11 protein-coding genes are annotated in these 13,872 nt (G+C 65.5%); 8 read left to right on the plus strand and 3 right to left on the minus strand.

Annotated elements, in window-relative coordinates:
• Positions 1–48: 48 nt before the first annotated feature.
• Positions 49–1,788: a methyl-accepting chemotaxis protein gene (locus N2602_RS12885; RefSeq protein WP_260382861.1), complete on the minus strand. Its 1,740-nt coding sequence runs from the start codon at positions 1,786–1,788 to the stop codon at positions 49–51.
• A gap of 235 nt (positions 1,789–2,023) precedes the next feature.
• Here N2602_RS12885 and N2602_RS12890 point away from each other — a divergent pair, with 235 nt between their 5' ends.
• The 4 genes from N2602_RS12890 to N2602_RS12905 all read left to right on the plus strand — a co-directional run bounded on the left by N2602_RS12890 (position 2,024) and on the right by N2602_RS12905 (position 8,514).
• Positions 2,024–3,406, plus strand: a complete 1,383-nt coding sequence (locus tag N2602_RS12890; RefSeq protein WP_260382862.1) for an ethanolamine ammonia-lyase subunit EutB — start codon at positions 2,024–2,026, stop codon at positions 3,404–3,406.
• A 154-nt stretch (positions 3,407–3,560) separates the two neighbouring features.
• The gene (locus N2602_RS12895) at positions 3,561–5,147 is read left to right on the plus strand and encodes a B12-binding domain-containing radical SAM protein (RefSeq protein ID WP_260382863.1); all 1,587 of its coding nucleotides are present in this window, start codon (positions 3,561–3,563) and stop codon (positions 5,145–5,147) included.
• A 6-nt stretch (positions 5,148–5,153) separates the two neighbouring features.
• Positions 5,154–5,939 carry an ethanolamine ammonia-lyase subunit EutC gene (eutC, locus tag N2602_RS12900; protein WP_260382864.1) on the plus strand — a complete coding sequence of 262 codons (786 nt, stop codon included), beginning with the start codon at positions 5,154–5,156 and terminating at the stop codon, positions 5,937–5,939.
• 208 nt (positions 5,940–6,147) lie between these two features.
• Positions 6,148–8,514 carry an RND family transporter gene (locus N2602_RS12905; RefSeq protein ID WP_212259711.1) on the plus strand — a complete coding sequence of 789 codons (2,367 nt, stop codon included), beginning with the start codon at positions 6,148–6,150 and terminating at the stop codon, positions 8,512–8,514.
• Between the two features lie 28 nt (positions 8,515–8,542).
• Here N2602_RS12905 and N2602_RS12910 read toward each other — a convergent pair whose 3' ends face one another.
• Positions 8,543–9,373: a hypothetical protein gene (locus N2602_RS12910; RefSeq protein ID WP_260382865.1), complete on the minus strand. Its 831-nt coding sequence runs from the start codon at positions 9,371–9,373 to the stop codon at positions 8,543–8,545.
• A 91-nt stretch (positions 9,374–9,464) separates the two neighbouring features.
• Complete coding sequence (locus tag N2602_RS12915; RefSeq protein ID WP_172784123.1) at positions 9,465–9,962, minus strand: hypothetical protein; 498 nt, start codon at positions 9,960–9,962, stop codon at positions 9,465–9,467.
• Between the two features lie 455 nt (positions 9,963–10,417).
• Between N2602_RS12915 and N2602_RS12920 the strand changes: the two genes are divergently transcribed.
• From N2602_RS12920 to hpnE, 4 genes are all read left to right on the plus strand, one after another.
• Positions 10,418–10,651 carry a hypothetical protein gene (locus N2602_RS12920; protein WP_025035011.1) on the plus strand — a complete coding sequence of 78 codons (234 nt, stop codon included), beginning with the start codon at positions 10,418–10,420 and terminating at the stop codon, positions 10,649–10,651.
• A gap of 193 nt (positions 10,652–10,844) precedes the next feature.
• Entirely contained in the window at positions 10,845–11,729 is an 885-nt protein-coding gene (gene hpnC / locus N2602_RS12925) for a squalene synthase HpnC (protein ID WP_260382866.1), read from the plus strand.
• Complete coding sequence (gene hpnD / locus N2602_RS12930; RefSeq protein ID WP_260382867.1) at positions 11,719–12,558, plus strand: presqualene diphosphate synthase HpnD; 840 nt, start codon at positions 11,719–11,721, stop codon at positions 12,556–12,558. Before hpnC ends, hpnD begins: the two co-directional genes overlap by 11 nt.
• Entirely contained in the window at positions 12,558–13,814 is a 1,257-nt protein-coding gene (hpnE, locus tag N2602_RS12935) for a hydroxysqualene dehydroxylase HpnE (RefSeq protein WP_212259705.1), read from the plus strand. The genes hpnD and hpnE overlap by 1 nt, the downstream gene beginning before the upstream one ends.
• Positions 13,815–13,872: the final 58 nt, after the last annotated feature.

Here is a 13,872-nt window from a genome sequence, read left to right on the forward strand (position 1 = left end):
TCGCAGTTTTTTGTTGGGGCGACCGCTTTCGCCGCGGTGGTCCAGCCGCTACCCCGCCCTGGCGATGCGGCCGTCCGCCGACCCCGCACGCAGGTTCTGGAAGAACGTCTCCACCTCGCGCGACAGCGTCTGCGCCGTCTCGGTCAGGCTGCTGGCTGCGGTCAGCACCGAAGCCGCCGCCGTATCGGTCTCGCCGATGGCATCGCGCAGCGAGGTGATGTTCGCAACCAGCGTCTCGTTGCCTTGGGCGGCGCTTTGCGCATTGGAGGAGATCTCGCGTGTGGCCTGGTCCTGCTGACTGACGGCGCCGGCAATCGCCGACGTGACCTCGTTGATCTCGCGCACGGCCCCGCCGATCTCGCGCACGGCGTCGACCGCGTTGCGGGTCGAGGCCTGGATCATCGCGACGTTCTCGCTGATCTCGGCGGTGGCCTTGGCGGTCTGACCTGCGAGCGCCTTCACCTCGTGGGCGACGACGGCAAAGCCGCGGCCGGCATCGCCGGCGCGCGCCGCCTCGATGGTGGCGTTCAGCGCGAGCAAATTGGTCTGCTCGGCGATCGCCTGGATCAAATTGAGCACGCCGTCGATGCGTTGGGTGGCCGCAGCGAGGCTCTCGATCTCGGAGATCGACTTCTCGGTGCGCTGGCCGGTCTGCTCGACCGCACCGGCGCTCTGCCGCACCTGGCGGCCGATTTCCACCACCGAGGCCGAAAGCTCCTCGGCCGCGCCCGCGACCGCCGTGACGTTGTGCGAGGCCTGCTCGGTCGCGTTCGCCGCGCTGCCGGCGCGGCTGCTCGCATCCGCAGTGACCCGCGTGATGGTCTGCGCGGTCTCGCGCATGACCGAGGCGTTGTCGCTGAGGCCGCGCATGATCGCGCCGATCGCCTCGCGAAATTGCTCGACGGACCGCTCGACGTGGCGGGCGCGCTCCTCACGTGCGGCGGCGTCTTGCGATACCTGCGAGGCGAGGTTGCGGTTGCGCCCCATCGCGTCCTGGAACACCTGGATGGCGCGGGCCAGCGCGCCGATCTCGTCGGCGCGGTTGGAGTGCGGCACCACGACATTTTCGGCGCCGTCGGCGACCTGCTTGATGGTGGCCGTGATCGCGGCGAGCGGCCGGGCGATCGAGCGGGCGATGATGACGATGCCGACGACGACGAGGGCGAGCGCGACGCCGCCGAGGCAGGTGAGGACGAACGAAAATGTGCGGTTGGTCTCGGTCTGCTGCGCGATCTGCCTGCCGCGCTCGGCATAGACCTTGGACAGCGCCTCGAGGTCCTTGTTCAGCGCCGAGCGCACGCTGCGATTGGCGTCGTTGTCGCCCCATTCGCGGCCCGCGGCCGCGTTGATCTCGACGCCGCGGCGCACCAGCTCCTTGCGGAACTCGACGAACTGCTCGATGCGCTTCTTGAACGTGGCGAACTGCTCGGCATCGTCGGCCTTGACGATGGTCTCCCAGCGCTTCACGACGTCGAGGATCTGGGCGTTGAACTTGAGCAGGCCGTTACCGTATTTCTTCACCACGGCCGGCTCGGTCGACATGTAGACGCCGCGCGATTCCATCACCACCGCATAGACTAGCGAGTTGACCCGCTCGACGTTCAGCGCGGCGGCATTGGCGGTCTCGATCGCGCCTGCGAGGTCGGCGCTGCGGCGGCTGTTGTAGTCCGACAATATCGCGATCGCCGCCGTGAGCAGCGCGAACAGCGCGAAGATCGCATAGAGCTTGCCGGCAAGCGTGAAGCGGCCTGCCGGCTTGGCGGCATTCCCAGATCGGTCGGATGTCATGATATTCAGGGGCCCGGATTGGCCTGGAGCGGCCGGTGAGCGGGGTTGGGTAAATTGATGCAAAACTATGCAGAACGAAAATGGATACGGCGTTAACGCAGCTCCGGGGAGCCCCCGTCCCTGGTCAAAGGAAAGGCAAGTCATTTCAGCGTCTTGATCCCTGGGTTTAGTTTCAGGATAGTCCTTCGGGATAGTCCTGGAGTCGGCCGTTGGCCGAGCAACCCCGGAGAGACCCTTGGTCTACCGCCACAGCATCAACGCCACGACCTACAGCTTCCCTGATCTGCGCGACCTGCTCGCCAAGGCGACACCCCCGCGCTCCGGCGATCGGCTGGCCGGAATTGCCGCTGCCAGCTCCGAGCAGATGATCGCGGCGCGGATGGCGCTCGCCGATGTGCCGCTCGGCCAATTCCTGCAGGAAGCCGTCGTTCCCTACGAGACCGACGAGGTCACCCGCCTCGTCATCGACAGCCATGACGCCAAGGCGTTTGCGCCGGTGGCATCGCTGACGGTCGGCGCCTTCCGCGACTGGCTGCTGTCGGACGCCGCAACGCCCGACATGTTGAAGCGGCTGGCGCCCGGCATCACCCCCGAGATGGCGGCCGCGGTGTCGAAGCTGATGCGCAACCAGGATCTGATCCTGGTGGCGCGGAAATGCGAGGTCACCACCGCCTTTCGCAACACCATCGGCCTGAAGGGGCGGATGAGCACACGCCTGCAGCCGAACCATCCGTTCGACGACGCCAGGGGCATCACCGCCTCGATCCTCGACGGCATCCTGCTGGGGGCGGGCGATGCCTGCATCGGCATCAATCCGGCGAGCGACGATCCCGCAATCATCGGGCAATTGCTGCGGCTGCTCGACGAGATCATCGCGCGGCTGCAAATCCCGACGCAGGGCTGCGTCCTGACCCATGTCACGACGACGCTGTCACTGATCGGGCAGGGCGTGCCGGTCGACCTCGTCTTCCAATCGGTCGCAGGCACCGAGGCTGCCAACCGCAGCTTCGGCATCGACCTTGCGCTTCTGAAGGAGGCGCACGAGGCGGGGCGATCGCTGCGGCGCGGCACCGAAGGGCAGAACGTGATGTATTTCGAGACCGGCCAGGGCTCGGCGCTGTCGGCGGGCGCCCATCACGGCGTCGACCAGCAGACCTGCGAGGCGCGCGCCTATGCGGTCGCCCGCGCCTTCGCCCCGCTGCTGGTCAACAGCGTGGTCGGCTTCATCGGCCCGGAATATCTCTATGACGGCAAGGAAATCATCCGCGCCGGGCTGGAGGATCATTTCTGCGGCAAGCTGCTCGGCCTGCCGCTCGGCATCGACATCTGCTACACCAACCACGCCGAGGCGGACCAGGACGACATGGACAATCTGCTGACGCTGCTCGCCGCCGCCGGCGTCACCTTCATCATGGGCGTTCCGGGTGCCGACGACGTCATGCTGAACTACCAGTCGACGTCTTTTCACGACGCGCTCTATGTCCGGGACGTCTTTGGTTTGCGCCGCGCGCCGGAATTCGACGACTGGCTGGCGCGGTCGGGCATCACCGGCGGCGATTTCCGGATTGCGGCCGATGCAGGCCTGCTGCCCGATTTTGCCTCGCGTCTGATCGCGTAAGGCGGCACTAAGCGTCAAACTTTCTCCTTTGGGGAAACCGTCGGCGCTGCCCGGAATTGTGCTTGTGCCACAATGTTGAGAAATTCCGGCGACAGCATTACGCTATGTGTCTGGCTGGCAATTTCCGCAACCAGGTCGTGGCGGGGGAGCTTTGATGCGAGCTGAAAGTAACGGAACGTCCCGGCGGATTCTCTGCGTGTTTCCGCGCTACACCTCGTCCTTCGGCACGTTCGAGCATTCCTATCCCCTGACCGATGGCGTCCGCGCCTTCATGCCGCCGCAGGGGCTGTTGCTGATCTCCGCCTATCTGCCGCATGACTGGCAGGTCAAATTCGTCGACGAGAACCTCCGCCGCACCACGAGGGAGGAGTTCGAATGGGCGGAAGCCGTCTTCGTCAGCGGCATGCACATCCAGCGCCAGCAGATGAACGACATCTGCCGCCGCGCCCATGAGTTCGATCTGCCGGTCGCGCTCGGCGGTCCCTCCGTCAGCGCCTGCCCCGACTATTATCCGTCCTTCGACTATCTGCATGTTGGCGAGCTGGGCGATGCCACCAACCAGCTGATCGAGATCCTGTCGCGCGACACCTCGCGGCCCGAACAGCAGGTCGTGCTCACGACCAAGGACCGCGTGCCGATGACGGAGTTTCCGATCCCGGCCTATGAGCTCGCCGAGGTCAAGAAATACTTCCTCGGCAGCATCCAGTATTCCAGCGGCTGTCCCTATCAGTGCGAGTTCTGCGACATCCCCGGCCTTTACGGCCGCAATCCACGCATCAAGACGCCGCAGCAGATCATCGCCGAGCTCGACCGCCTGCGCGAATGCGGCATGACCGATACGGTCTATTTCGTCGACGACAATTTCATCGGCAACCGCAAGGCGGCCATGGACCTGCTGCCGCACCTGATCGAGTGGCAGAAGCGGACCGGCTATGTCGTCCGGCTGGCCTGCGAAGCCACGCTCAACATCGCCAAGCGCCCCGAGATCCTCGAGAAGATGCGCGAGGCCTATTTCATCACCATCTTCTGCGGCATCGAGACGCCCGATCCCGACGCGCTGAAGGCGATGCAGAAGGACCACAACATGATGGTCCCGATCCTGGAGGGCGTGCGCACCATCAACTCCTACGGCATGGAGGTGGTCTCGGGCATCATCATGGGGCTCGACACCGACAAGCCGAACACCTCGGAGGCTTTGCTCGCCTTCGTCGAGGAGTCCCGGATTCCGCTGCTCACCATCAACCTGCTGCAGGCGCTGCCGAAGACGCCGCTATGGGACCGGCTGGAGCGCGAGGGGCGCCTAGTCGATGACGACAGCCGCGATTCAAACGTCGACTTCCTGTTGCCCTATGACGAGGTCGTCGCGTCCTGGAAGCACGCCATGGCGGTCGCTTACGCGCCCGAGAAGGTTTACGCGCGCTTTCAGCATCAATGCGACAACGTCTATGTGCACCGCCTGAAGATGCCGGTGCCGGACGAGATGAAGACCTGGCGGAACATCCGGCGCGGCCTCGTCATGCTGCGCAACATATTCTGGAAGGTCGGCGTGCTCGGCGACTACAAGCGCGTATTCTGGAAGTTCGCGCTGGGGCGCATCAAGCGAGGCGATCTCGAAGGCCTGATCGGCTGCACGCTGATCGCGCACCACCTCATCACCTTTGCGCGCGCGGCCTCCAGCGGCAAGCAGAACGCTTCGAACTACTCGATCCGCCTGCGCGAGGCCGCCGTTCCCGCCGAATGATGCCACATGTCTGATCCGGCCCCGCCGCGCCGCCCCGTCCTCGATCTGCGGGCGTTCACGCCGGCGCGCGTCGCGCTCGGGCGTAGTGGCGCGAGTCTGCCGACGAGGGCGCTGCTCGATTTCACGCTGGACCATGCCCGTGCGCGCGATGCCGTGCATGCGGTCTTCGATACGCCGCGTCTGATCGCCGATCTCGACGCGCTCGGTCTTGCGGTGACCGAGGTGAGGAGCCGGGCGGTCGATCGCAGCGACTATCTGCGGCGGCCGGATCTGGGACGACAGCTCGAGCCCGACTCGGCGCAGCGTCTGGCACGAAGCGTCTCGGCGCCGTGCCAGCTCGCTGTCGTGATCGGAGACGGCCTGTGCGCAGCGGCGGTCCACAGCCATGCGGCGATCGTAGTAGGGCGCCTGTTGCAATTGCTTGCCGAGGGCGATGCTGTTGCGGTCGGCCATGTCGTCGTCGCCTCGGGCGCGCGCGTTGCGCTCGGCGACGAGATCGGCGCCATTCTCGGCGCGCGCATGGTTCTGATGCTGATCGGCGAGCGGCCCGGCCTGTCCGCGCCCGACAGCCTCGGCGCTTATCTGACCTTCGCGCCGCAGCCCGGTCGCACCGATGCCGAGCGCAATTGCGTCTCGAACATCCACCACGCCGGGTTGAGCCATGACGAGGCGGCGTTCAAGATCGCCTGGCTGGTTCGCGAGGGGCTGGCCCGGGAGGTCACCGGCGTCGCGTTGAAGGACGAGAGCGCAGATCGCGCGCCGCGCCAAATTGGCACATTCTCGCCGGGATAACCGGGGACCGGGCCCGAAATCGCCGCATCTTGATCGATTTGCCCACACTTCGCCTGCTTGCGAGAGGGGTGACTGACCTGCTAAACCCCCTCGCGGCGATTTTCCGCGCATTTTCAAGGGGCAAGCCTCCCATTGGTATGGCGTTTTTAAGCCGTTCGCGGGGCGCAATAAGCTCACAGGCCGAGCCGATTTAGGAACTGGACAAGGCATGCTCGAAAAGCACAGCGAGAGTGAGGTTCATGTCGACAAGGTCGAGCAGGGACCTGCGTCCTCCATCGCCTTCGGGCTGGAGCGTCTCGGGCTGATCGCCGTCCGGGCCCCGATCGTCTCCTGCATCGTCCTGCTCGCGCTGATTGTCGGCGCGGTGTTCGGCATCTACCGGATCAAGATCGACGATTCGCTGTCGCAGCTGTTCCGCTCCGACAGCCGGGAATTCCGCCAGTATGAAGAGGTGACCAAGAAGTTCCCGGCGGAGGAGTTCGACGTCCTCGTCGTGGTCGAGGGCAAGGCCCTGCTGGAGCGGAACAACCTGGAGAAGCTGCGCGACTTCGTCACCGACCTGCAGCTGGTCGAAGGCACGCGCGGCCTCGTCTCGCTGTTCTCGGCGCGCCAGGCGCCGGCCCCCGGGAAGCTGCCGGCGGCGCTGTTCCCGGCCGAGCTGCCCGAGGGCGCGGCCTATGACAAGTTCATCGAGACCGTCAAGAACAACGAGATCATCCGCGGCAAGCTGTTGTCCGAGGACGGCACGCTGGCGCTGATCGTGCTGTCGCTCGATCCCGAAGTGGTCGGCTCCAACAAGCTGACCAAGACCGTCGGCGACATCCGCGCGCTGATGAAGGAAGATCTCGGCGACACCGGGCTCAACGTCCAGCTCTCGGGCGTGCCGGTGATGCAGCTCGAGATCCGCAACGCGGTCGAGCGCGACGGGCTGACCTACAACATCCTCGGCATTCTCGCCGGCTGCATCATCGCCATCATCTTCTTCCGCAAGATCTCGTTCATGATCGCGGCGGCATTCCCGCCGATGATCGCGATTCTGCTGGCGCTCGGCGCGCTCGGCTGGGCCAATTTCAACCTCAACATGTTCCTGAACGTGATGACGCCGCTCATCATGGTCATCAGCTTCTCGGACTCGATGCAGCTGACCTTCGCCGCGCGCGACCGGCTGATCGCTGGCCAGGACAAGTTCACCGCGTTCAAGAACGCGGTGCTGGTGGTGGGGCCGGCCTGCGTGCTGACGCACGGCACCGCCGGCATCTCCTTCATTGCGCTGCAATTCTCCGACTCCGACCTGATCCGCAAGTTCGGCGAGGCTGGGCTTGCCGCCACCATCATCGCGCTGGTCGCGGTGCTGTCGCTGGTGCCCGTTTTCGGCGTGCTGTTCGTGCGCAACGAGAAGGTCTTCGCGGTCAAGTTCCAGGGGGCCGATGCCGGCGTCCAGGCGCTGCGCAATTTCTGCTACTGGATCGCGGTCCGCATGGTCGGCCGGCCCGGCCTGTTCAGCCTGATCGCGGTGCTGTTCGTCGGCGGCCTCGGCGTCATCTATGCCAATCTGGAGCCGCGCTACCGGCTCGCCGACCAGGTGCCAGACAAGCGCCAGGCGGTCGCCGCCAGCGACCGGCTCGATGCCAAGCTCACCGGCGCCAATCCGGTCAACGTGCTGATCGTGTTCCCCAAGGGTGAAACGCTCTATTCACCGCAGACGCTCCAGACCATCGCTGAAGTCCACGCGACGGTCGAGAAGGCCGCGGGCGTCGGCAACGTCTGGTCGCTGGAGACGCTGCGCCGCTGGCTGGCGGAAAAGGCCGGCAGTGCCGACGTCGCGACGCTGAAGGAATATGTCAGCGTCATTCCCGAGCATCTGGTGCGTCGCTTCATCGACGCCGAGCAGGACGCCGTCGTCGTCGCCGGCCGCGTGCCGGACAAGGATTCCAGCCAGCTCCTGCCGATCGTCGACAAGCTCGATACCGAGCTCGATGCTGTCCGCAAGAAGCATCCGGGATACGAGGTCGCGGTGACGGGTCTCGCTGCGATTGCGGCGCGCAACTCGGCCAACATGATCGAGAAGCTGAACCGCGGCCTCACCGTCGAATTCGCGCTGGTCGCGATCTTCATCGGCCTCGCCTTCCGCTCCTGGGTCGTGATGTTCGCCTGCATCCTACCGGGCATCTTCCCGGTGGTGATGTCGGGCACGGTGCTGTGGGCGATGGGCGAGGGACTGCAATTCGCCAGCGTCGTCGCGCTCACCGTCTCGTTCGGCCTGGGGCTGAGCGCCACCATCCACTTCCTCAATCGGCTGAGGCTGGAGAGCAAGCCGGGCGTCGGCTCGGCGCTCGCGGTGGAGCGGGCGACCGTGCTGGTGGGACCGGCGCTGATCCTGACCACGGTGGTCTTGGCCTGCGGCCTCGTCGTCACCGTGTTCTCCGACCTGCCGTCGCTGCGGCTGTTCGGCTGGCTCAGCGCCTTCTCGATGGTGATGGCGCTGGTCGCCGACCTCTTCATCCTCCGGCCGACGGCGATGTGGCTGATCAACCTGCACGACAAGCTGCAGGGCACGGACAAGCCGGCGATCTGAGTGTGGGGCGGCAGACGCCGCCTCGCGCTCACGCCTCGACGCGGACGATTCCGTAGGGGTTGAACTTGAAGTCGTCCTCGGCGTAGTCCTGCTCCCGCGACAGCGTCAGCTTGCGGTCGCGCAACGTCGCCTCGACGCCGTGCTCGGCCATGGCGTTGGCGATCTCTTCCATCAGCATCACCGCGGACCATTCGTTGCCGCGCGATTTCGCGACATAGACCTCCGGCAGGCCGACGAGGTGATAGCCGACGGTCTCGTAATAGCGGTCGCCGGCGAGCGGGCGCTTGGCGAAGGCAAGACGACAGGCCTTGGTGACGGCGGGGGTCATGCGCAGGCCCTGGCTGGTGATGGAGCCCTTGCGCGCCTGGTCCATGAGACTTCGCCACCGCGCGAGGCCGTGGGCGACGCCGGCGCTTTCGCCTTTTGCGGCAACGGCGCCCGCGTCGAACATCTCGTCCACGATCTGCAGCGCGGCGGCCGAGTAGGCGGCCGTCTTCTGCTGAGCCATCGGCGGGCTCCGCAGGTAGAGGACCGATTTGTGGTTGGCCACGGCCGCTTCGTCGGACGCGGACCATGCCTTCGGGAAGACGCGGTCCCAGCACACGCCGAACGACCGCTCCATGCGCGGATCGGGCTTTCCTTGCGAATAGGTGCGGTCGATCTCGAAGCCGAAATCGGCAATCGTTTTGGCCACCGCCTTCGGCGGATGCAGCAGGCTTTCATTCTTGCCGAGGAAGCAGAGCACGTGACGCGGCTTCACGGACGAAGGCTGCATGTTCGCTCCCTGCTCACTGGCGAAGGCGCGGCTGGCCACGAACAGCCCGGCGGCTTTCAGCAGATGTCTGCGGATCGGGTCCATCTCAGCAAATCCAGCCGCGCAAGTTCATGTCAGCAAAAAGCCCCCGGCTCGCAGAACCGGGGGCATGTTCCTCGTTGCGGACGAAGAGCCTTCAGCCCTTCGTCATGGTGATGTTGACGCCGCGGATCTCGCCCTTGGACGAGATCTGCACGGTCTGCTTGGTGCCGTTGGTGCGCAGCGACAGATTGGCGGCAAAGCCGTTGGCCTCGACGAAGACCTCGATCTGGCCGCCACCGGCGGTGCCCTGGAGGTTGCCGAAGATGTTGCGGCTGGACTCGCTCCAGTTGCCGGAGATGCGGTCGCCCTGGCTCGTCACGTCGCTGGTCAGGTCGAACTTGTAGCTGTCGGAGGCGCAGTGCAGCGCCTGCTTCAGACTGAGGCCGCTGCCGGCGACCTTGTAATCCGCCTTGCAGCGGATGCGCTCGGTGGAGCCGTCGGACAACGACACCGTGCCGGTGCCGCTCCATGCGCCGTCGAAACCGGCGAACGGTCCGGACGACTGAGCATGGCTTGCCGTAACCGAAAAGAGCAGCGCCGCCCCGATGCCGGCCGCCGTGATTGCCAGTCCAGATCGCCCAAAGAATTTCATCGCAAATATCCCGTTTTGGAACGACGTTCGCTCATCATTGAGAACGTCTCGCCACATCGAAAGTTTAGTGCTCCGAGCAAGTCGCAGGTTCAAAGCCCGGCGGCCAGAGACGGCGGTTCACGCAGCCCCGCCGCGCTTCAGGGCCGCGATTTGCCGCGTTTCGGCATGTTTGCGGCGACCAAGGGCGGGCGAAGAGATGCAGCGCGGCAACAGGTCTGCATTAAAACGCAGCGCTTCCGAATTATGATGTAGTATCAACCCCTTACATCTGCGATTGAAAATGCGGGGAAGACCTGTTTGGCGGGTGCGGCGCCAATTTGGCCGCATTTGCCAGTGCTTGTGCCTTCTCTGAGGCCGCTACAAGCGGCGACTTGCCATCAGAACAATCCGTTCCGGTCATCCGCCCTGTGCAGTCCGGGATCGGTGCGATTCTGCCGTCAGAATGAAGGAATACAATGCGTAATCTTCTCGTCGCTCTCACCCTGCTGTCGGCCTCCCTTTCGACAGCGGCGTTCGCCCAGCAAGGGCGAGGCACGGACGCCGAGCAGAAGGCCTGCACCCGCGATGTGCAGAAGTTCTGCCGTCCGGTCATCGACCAGGGCGATTTCACGATCCTGGCTTGCCTCAAGGAGAACCGGGCCAAGATCTCGCAGGCCTGCGACCAGGTCCTGAAGAACCACAATCAATAAACTCGGCCATTGGCCCCCAAGGCGGCCCTCGGCCGCTTTTTCCGGGCGCGATCCGCGAAGGGGCGGCCGTCGACGGACAGGATTGGTTTTGCGGCCGTATTCCCCTATATGGGGGCCGCGGCGGCATCGCCGGCATGAGCCCGCGCGAGCGAAGAAGCCCTTCCTGTCCAACCGATTGTAAACCAGCCCCTCGATGACCTCTGCGAGCGAATTGCGATCCGGCAAGGGTGACCGCGACGAGAATTTTCCCGTCGCGTCCTGGATCATTCATCCGCGTCATCGCGCCCTGATCCTGGCCTATTACAATTTCGTCCGCACCGCCGACGACATTGCCGACCACGCCACGCTGCCCGCCGACCAGAAGCTCGCTTATCTCGACCTGCTCGAGGCGGAACTGCTCGGCAAGGGCGACACCCAGCCTGAGGCCGTCAGCCTGCGCCGCGCGCTGGCCGAGCGCGGCATGCCGCCGCGCCACGCGCTCGACGTGCTGATCGCGTTCCGCATGGACGTGACCAAGCTGCGCTACGAGACCTGGGACGAGGTCATCCATTATTGCCGCTACTCGGCGATGCCGGTCGGCCGCTTCATGCTCGACGTTCACGGCGAGAGCACCTCGACCTGGGCCGCCTCGGACGCGCTCTGCGCAGGCTTGCAGATCAACAATCACCTGCAGGATTGCGGCAAGGATTTCCGCGAGCTCAACCGCGTCTATCTGCCGCGCGATGCGCTGGCAGCACACGGCGCCTCGGTCGAGCAGCTCGGCCTTGCGCAATCGCCGCCGGCGATGCTCGCCTGCCTGCAATCGCTCGCCGCGCGCAACGAGGCACTGCTCGAGGAGGGCAGGTCGCTCGCTGCGGAAATCCGCGATTTCCGTCTCGGCGTCGACGTCTCCGTCATCCAGGCCTATGCCGACCGCATCGTGCGCCTGCTCAAGGTCCGCGACCCCCTGCGCGAGCGCGTGCATCTGAACAAGTTCGAGCTGCTCGCCTTCAGCCTCGCCGGGATGATCGGCGAAGTCGGCCGCCGTGCGGTCGGCCGCAAGGCCATTTCCAGACCGGGGACTGCCCATGACGCTTGAGGCGACCACGCCCGGCGCCAATTACGGCTCGACCGCATCCGGCAGCTCGTTCTATGCCGCGATGCGCATCCTGCCGCGTGACCAGCGCGACGCGATGTTCCAGATCTACAGCTTCTGCCGCCAGGTCGACGACATCGCCGATTCCGACGGCCCGCGCGAGGAGCGGCTCGCAGCACTTCAGGAATGGCGCAACGACATCGACGCGCTCTATCAGGGCCATCCGCCGCCGCGGCTGAAGGACTACGTCGCCTCGGTGAAGACGTTCGGGCTCAAGCGAGAGGATTTCCTCGCCATCGTCGACGGCATGGAGATGGACGTGCCGCAGGATATCCGCGCGCCCGACATGGCGACGCTGGATCTGTATTGCGACCGCGTCGCCAGCGCCGTGGGGCGGCTGTCGGTGCGGGTGTTCGGCATGCCCGAGGAAGACGGCATTCTGCTCGCGCACCATCTCGGCCGCGCGCTGCAGCTCACCAACATCCTGCGCGACATCGACGAGGACGCCGGCCTCGGCCGGCTCTATCTGCCGCGCGAGGCGCTGCTGCATGCCGGCATCACCTCCAACGATCCGAACCGCGTGATCGCCGAGCGCGCACTGCCGAAAGTCTGCCTGCCGCTGGCGCAGCGCGCCAAGGTGCATTTCGAGAAGTCGGACGAGATCATGAACCGCAACAGGCGCCGCGCCGTGCGAGCGCCGCGGATCATGTCGAAATACTATCATTCCATTCTGGACCTCCTGATCGCGCGTGGCTTCTCCGCGCCACGCGCGCCGGTGCGTGTGTCGAAGATCACACGGATCCTGATCCTGCTCCGTTACGCTTTCGTCTGATGCAAAACACAGCTCACATCATCGGTGCTGGAATTTCCGGCCTCTCCGCCGCCGTGCGGCTCGCCAATGCCGGCTTCAAGGTCGCCGTGCACGAGGCGACGCACCAGGCCGGCGGCCGCTGCCGGTCCTATTTCGACGGTGCGACCAATCTCACCATCGACAACGGCAATCATCTGCTGCTGTCGGGCAACAGCCATGCGCGTGCCTATGCGCGCGCGATCGGCACCGAGGCGGGCCTCGTCGGCCCGGAGCGCGCGCAATTTCCCTTCGTCGACATCAAGACCGGGCAGCGCTGGCAGATCGATCTCGGCGACGGCCGCTGGCCGACCTGGGTGCTCGACGAAGGCCGCCGCGTGCCTGACACCGGCCTTTCCGATTATCTCAAGCTAGCGCCGCTGATCTGGGCGTCGGAGGAGACGCTGGTCGGCAAGTCGATTCCGACCGAGGGCATCCTTTATCAGCGCCTGGTGCAGCCGCTGCTGCTCGCCGCGCTCAACGTCGATCCGCCTGAAGGCTCGGCCGGGCTTGCCGGCGCGATCGTGCGCGAAACGCTGCTTGCGGGCGGGCAGGCCTGTCGTCCCCTGATCGCGCGCGATGGCCTCAGCGCCGTGCTGATCGAGCCCGCCGTGACGTTTCTGCAGGAACGTGGTCACACCGTTCAGCTCGGCCATGAGCTGCGCTCGTTCGTCAGCACGGACGGCAAGGTGACCGCGCTGAATTTCGGCGGCGAGGATTTGATCCAGCTCGGTGCGGGCGATGTCGTCGTGATGGCGGTGCCGCCGCGCGCGGCCGCCAGCCTGTTGCCGGGGCTGAAGACGCCGACCGAATTCCGCGCCATCGTCAACGCGCATTTCCGCTTTGAGCCGCCGCCCGGCTCGGCGCCGATCCTCGGTGTGATCGGCGGCATTGTGGAATGGCTGTTCGCGTTCCCGAATCGGCTCTCGGTGACCATCAGCAACGGCGACCGGCTCGTCGACATGCCGCGCGAGGAACTCGCGCAGGCGATCTGGAACGACGTCTGCGAGGCGGGCGGTGTCTCCGGCGAGCTGCCTCCTTGGCAGATCGTGCGCGAGCGCCGCGCCACATTTGCGGCGACGCCGGCCCAGAATGCCCTGCGTCCGGGGCCGGTCACTGCGCTGAAAAACCTGTTCCTCGCCGGCGACTGGACTGCTACGGGATTGCCAGCAACCATCGAGGGATCGGTCCGGTCGGGTGACCGCGCCGCCGATCTGGTTCTGGCCGCCAAAGGATCCTGAAAGGCGGCCTGACGGGCAAATGTCCCGGTCAACTTTCAATCGACTATCGGAGCAATCG

It is taken from the genome of Bradyrhizobium sp. NC92 (assembly GCF_025200865.1).
GTDB lineage: Bacteria > Pseudomonadota > Alphaproteobacteria > Rhizobiales > Xanthobacteraceae > Bradyrhizobium.